Source organism: uncultured Citricoccus sp. (genome assembly GCF_937871995.1).
Taxonomy (GTDB): domain Bacteria; phylum Actinomycetota; class Actinomycetes; order Actinomycetales; family Micrococcaceae; genus Citricoccus.
Genome location: NZ_CALMQR010000159.1, coordinates 1 through 2,965, shown reverse-complemented (window position 1 = coordinate 2,965; position 2,965 = coordinate 1). Strand labels below are relative to the sequence as shown.

3 protein-coding genes and 1 pseudogene are annotated in these 2,965 nt (G+C 66.2%); 1 reads left to right on the top strand and 3 read right to left on the bottom strand.

Going from position 1 to position 2,965, the window contains the following annotated elements; all coding sequences use genetic code 11:
- The first annotated feature begins 379 nt into the window (after positions 1 to 379).
- Positions 380 to 880 (top strand): DUF2231 domain-containing protein, encoded by a 501-nt coding sequence (locus tag Q0283_RS17375; protein ID WP_298045913.1) that lies wholly within the window; start codon positions 380 to 382, stop codon positions 878 to 880.
- Positions 881 to 970: 90 nt separating this feature from the next.
- Here the strand turns inward: Q0283_RS17375 and Q0283_RS17370 are convergent, their stop codons facing one another.
- From Q0283_RS17370 to Q0283_RS17360, 3 genes and pseudogenes are all read right to left on the bottom strand, one after another.
- Positions 971 to 1,171 carry a hypothetical protein gene (locus Q0283_RS17370; RefSeq protein ID WP_298045912.1) on the bottom strand — a complete coding sequence of 67 codons (201 nt, stop codon included), beginning with the start codon at positions 1,169 to 1,171 and terminating at the stop codon, positions 971 to 973.
- Positions 1,172 to 1,290: 119 nt separating this feature from the next.
- Positions 1,291 to 2,259, bottom strand: coding sequence for a ketopantoate reductase family protein (locus tag Q0283_RS17365; protein ID WP_298045910.1), 969 nt, complete (start codon positions 2,257 to 2,259; stop codon positions 1,291 to 1,293).
- 53 nt (positions 2,260 to 2,312) lie between these two features.
- Positions 2,313 to 2,965, bottom strand: a pseudogene (locus Q0283_RS17360) (hypothetical protein); the annotation flags it as partial.

Genomic DNA, 2,965 nt, shown 5'->3' with positions numbered 1-2,965 from the left:
GGAAACGGTGCTTATCTAAACAGTCCAGGAGAGGTGACGGCCATCAGAGGATCCGTAAGGGGATCCCTCTCCGGCATAGTTTCGGTGGGTTTGGGTTTATGTCCTCGTCGACAGTGCGGTTGGGGTTGGGTCGTCCGGGGCAGGCGTCAGTGCCGGCTCCTCCCCGGGAGCCAGTTTCTCAACAATGCCTAGACGGGCAGTGCGCCGAGGTAGGCACTGGTTGGCCGCCCGTTGTGTTCACCGGGCGGGGAGTCCACCATGAACGTCAGGCAGGTCCCAGCCGGGATCCACCGACGAGGCACACGGCTCCTTGCAGGGGCGCACGTACACGGACGTGTCGACCTGCAAGACGGGGGCACCTGAATCCCGAAAGGCAATCATGATGTTGGAGATCCTCGGGCTTCCCGCACACATCATGTTCCTGCACGCGGTGGTCGCGTTCGCCCCCGTGGCCGGTCTGGCCAGCATCGTCTACGCCTTGCGCCCGCCCTGGCAACGCGTCCTGGAGTGGCCGGTGGTGATCCTGGCGGTGATCACTGCTGTGCTGACGGTGCTCACCGCCAACGCCGGTGAGGCCTTAGAAGAAGCCCTGGAAGAAGGCGGGGAGGCCAGCGAACTGATTGAGGCCCACGCCACCCAGGGGGACCGGCTCGAGACCGTCGCGGTGATCTTCGCCGTCGTGACGATCCTGACCATAGCGGTCACCGGCCCCTGGGTCACCAAACGTGTGCGGTGGCTGGCCTCCGCACGGAACACTCCATGGATGGTATGGGTGTTGCGCGTGCTCACCGTCCTGGCCGCAGTGATCCTGATCTACCAGGTCGTGGTCACCGGCCACTCCGGGGCCGAAGCGGTCTGGTCGGACTGGCGCACCGAATAACACCCCACCCCTAGAAACCACTATGAGGACAGCGGGATCCCGGGTGAGGAAAGACTTATGGTGACCATTGCTCGCTCCAGAAGCCTTTGATCAATCGGGCGGGTGTGAGGCTGCCGGGATTCTCTCGACGTTGACGCGGAGGGTCCCACCGCAGGGCTTGGTCGGGCCCAGGTCGTGGATGGCCGGGAGAATGGTGGTTTCGGAGCGTTCGCGCAGCTCCATGAGCAGCACGATGGGCTGCTCGCCAGTGGCCGAGTCGAAGGTGCCCGAGGATTCGTCAGCGGGCAGCATTTCGGATGGGTTCCTCAGGGCGGGAACGACTGACCGCTTGAAGGGGCCGCAGCGGCGCTGGGATAAAGATGGGTTCGTCCACCACACGTGGTCGCTAGTGGTGGCGGCCTCGGAGTCGACTAGGCCTTCAGCACGTCCTCTTCTTGTTTAGTTGATCGGGCGTGGTGGTGGGGGCTGCTGTTCTGGTCGTGGACTCGGACGTGGGTCAGGGCCAGTCGGGTCAGGGGGACGTCCACGCCGAGCCGTTCGGCGGTGTCAATGAACTCGCCGAGCAGGTGTTCGCCTTCGTGTCGGAGTCCGGCGGTGAGGTCTCGGTAGAGGGATGAGGTGAATACGGAGCCGGGTTCGGTGAACATCTCCAGGCTTGCGGCATGCGCGGCTTCGGAGACGGGGTATCCGGCCGCTGCGGCGACGCGTTCGGTCTGGTCGATGACGGCCAGGACGAAGTCCCTGCCGCCGGGGGTGGCCAGGATGTGACCGATGGTGCCGCGCATCAGGCAGGTGGTGGTGGCACCTGCCGCGATGAATGCCCACTTGTGCCACATGGCGGCCAGGATGTCCTCGTCCAGGACCAGGTCGTAACCGGGGACCCTGAGCTCCTGTTCGATGCGGGCCGCGCGGTCTGTGCGGCGCCGGTCCTGTTCGCCGAAGATCAGGGTGGCCCCGGGTTTGAGCTGGTGGACCGCGCCGTCGGGGGTGAGCGTGGTGACCACGCGGACGATCCCACCCAGCACGCTTTCCTGGCCGAAGCGGTTGTTGACTTTCTCGAGGTGGGCCATGCCGTTGAGCAGCGGCAGGATGGTGGTGTCCGGTCCCACGGCCGGGGTGATGTCCTCCATGGCCTCATCCAGGGCCCAGGCCTTGGTCATCAGCAGGACCAGGTCATAAGGGTCCTCTAATTGCTGTGCGGTGATGGCCCGGACGGGAATCGTCTCGTCGTACCCCGGCCCGTAGACGCGAAGTCCCTGGCGCAACTGCTCGGCCCGGTGCGGACGGACCAGGAAGGTGACGTCGCGGCCGGCCTGGACCAGGCGGGTGCCGAAGAACCCGCCGGTGGCCCCGGCTCCCACAATCAAGATCTTCATCATCGATTCCTTCCTCGGGGCCACGCTGCGGGGGATAACGGACTTTCGGTGGGTCATCACGCATCCTCCCGGGTTGAACGGAGCGTGTCCGGTCTCGCACCCGAAGACGGGTGTTGCCGTGGGGGATCAGCAGGCGTACCAGCCTCCCCCCGAGGCGCTCTATCGGTTGAATCCAGGGAGGGCGTTGTCCGTCCCTCCCGCACGCGGCGCCGGGTCCAGTCGCTGGACTCGGAGATGATCGCCTCCAGCGGGCCCTTGCCCATCGAGGCGCGCCACATCAGCGCGAACAGCATGAACCCGATGATCTGGATCCACAGGGACACCACCGGGCGGCCCTCGTCCAGGATGGCGAGCATCAGGATGATGCAGTGGGCCGAGTAGAGGGTCAGCGTCATCGCGCCGATCGCGGTGAAGGGCGAGAAGACCTTGCCTCCGCGACGGGTGATGAGCAGGCAGAGGCCGAGCGCGGCCATGGCCGCCCCCAGCGTGTGGAGCAGGCTCAACGGGGTCTCGGAATAGGGCGCGACGGTCGCCAGCCACCACCAGGACGAATCCGGCAGCAGGGTCGTCTCCGGTCCGAAGGTCAGCACCTCGGCGATCTCGTCGGCATCGAGGCCGGGCGTGGCCGCGACGAGGCGCTGGAACCCGCCAGCGGGTTCCAGCAGAAACCATGAGAGGGCCCAGGCCGCGGCGGCCAGCGCCGAGCCCC